Annotated in this window: 1 protein-coding gene; it reads left to right on the top strand. The window is 70.3% G+C overall.

Going from position 1 to position 1,720, the window contains the following annotated elements:
* Positions 1 to 125 precede the first annotated feature (125 nt).
* Positions 126 to 1,532, top strand: coding sequence for an IS1380 family transposase (locus MXD95_RS03995; protein ID WP_374121957.1), 1,407 nt, complete (start codon positions 126 to 128; stop codon positions 1,530 to 1,532).
* Positions 1,533 to 1,720 lie beyond the last annotated feature (188 nt).

A 1,720-nucleotide genomic window follows, 5' to 3' on the forward strand; every position in this document is an offset into this window, starting at 1 on the left:
CTGAGCCTGGATGCACCGTCCGATTTGCCCGGTGATCGGCGTGGTGAACAAGAAAGTGCCCTCTGACCTGGGACGATGGGGTTGCTGAGACCATCCGTCATCCGACAGGCGAGGGCACTTCCGAAGTGCGATTGTTGCATACCCCATCGAAGATCGATTTCCGGTGCGATGACCCCAACCTGGTCGCCGCGGCCGGGCTGGTGCCCGTGATGCGGCTGGCCGAGCGGGCCGGGCTACCTGAGCTGGTCGCCGACCACCTCCGTCTGCCCGCCGCGGCCGGGTCGGCGGGGGCGAACGTCGAGGCGAAGGTCGGCTCTCTGGTCGCGGGGATGGTCGCCGGGGCGGACAGCATCGACGACCTGGGACTGCCGCGTCACGGCGCGCTGGGTGACCTGTTCGCGGGGATCCGGGCCCCCTCCACACTCGGGACGTTCCTGCGGTCGCTGACCTGGGGCAACGTGCGCCAACTCCAGAAGGTCAGCCGGCTGCTGCTGGCCAAGCTCGCCACCACGACCCGGGCACTTGACGGGGCCGGCACGTTGGCGTTCGTCGACCTGGACTCCTGCCAGCGCCGGGTGTTCGGCCCCGCCAAGCAGGGCGCCGCGTTCGGTCACACCAAAATCGCCAGCAAGTCCGTGTTCGTGCGGGGCCTGAACGCCCTGGTCGGCACGGTGTGCACCCCGATCGCGGCCCCGCTGGTCGCGGCCACCCGGCTACGCGGCGGCAACGCCGTCTCGTCCAGGGGCGCCGCGGGCTTCCTCGCCGAGACCATCGGCGCGGCCCGTGCCGCCGGCGCCACCGGGACCCTCGTCGCCCGGATGGATTCCGGCTTCTACACCGCCGACGTCGTCGCCACCGCCCGCCGCCACAAGGCCCACTTCTCGATCACCACCCCACAGAACAGCGCGATCCAGGCCGCCTGCGCGGCCATCGACGAAGCGGCCTGGACCCCGATCCGCTACCCACGGGCGATCTGGGACGACGACCTCGGGCAGTGGATCTCGGACGCGCAGATCGCCGAGACCACCTACACCGCCTTCGCCCACACACCGTCCCCGGTCACCGCACGGCTGATCGTCCGCCGCGTCAAGGCCCTGAACCCGAAGGCGAACCCCGGCCAGGGCGACCTGTTCCCCACCTGGCGCCACCACGCCGTGTTCACCGACAGCCCGTTCACCCTGCAACAGGCCGAAGCCCAGCACCGCGACCACGCGATCATCGAACAGGTCAACGCCGACCTGATCAACGGCCCGCTCGCCCACCTACCCTCCGGGGTGTTCACCGCCAACGCCGCCTGGCTCACCCTCGCCGCCCTCGCCCACAACCTGCTCCGCGCCGCTGGCACTCTCGCCAGCGCCTTCCACGCCCGCGGCGCCACCCTGCGCGCCCACCTCATCCACGTCCCCGCCCGCCTCGCCCGCCACGGCCGCGGACACATCACCCTGCACCTCCCCACAGGCTGGCACGCAGCAAACGCCCTGACCGGCCTGTTCACTACCGTCCACGCACTCCCACCCGCCCGCGCCGCCTGAACACCACACCCCGCAACCCCACGCACCCGGTCAGCAACACCCACCCCAGCCCCCGACCCAGGACCCGGACACACCGCCAAACCATGAGCGGCTCAGCCAGCCACACCCACAAACAACTACCGAACGTTAACGATCGTTACAGATCAACGGGAATGGTGCGGAAATCCAGCCGGTGCATCCAGGCTGAG

This window comes from Frankia sp. AiPa1, assembly GCF_023243075.1.
Classification (GTDB): domain Bacteria; phylum Actinomycetota; class Actinomycetes; order Frankiales; family Frankiaceae; genus Frankia.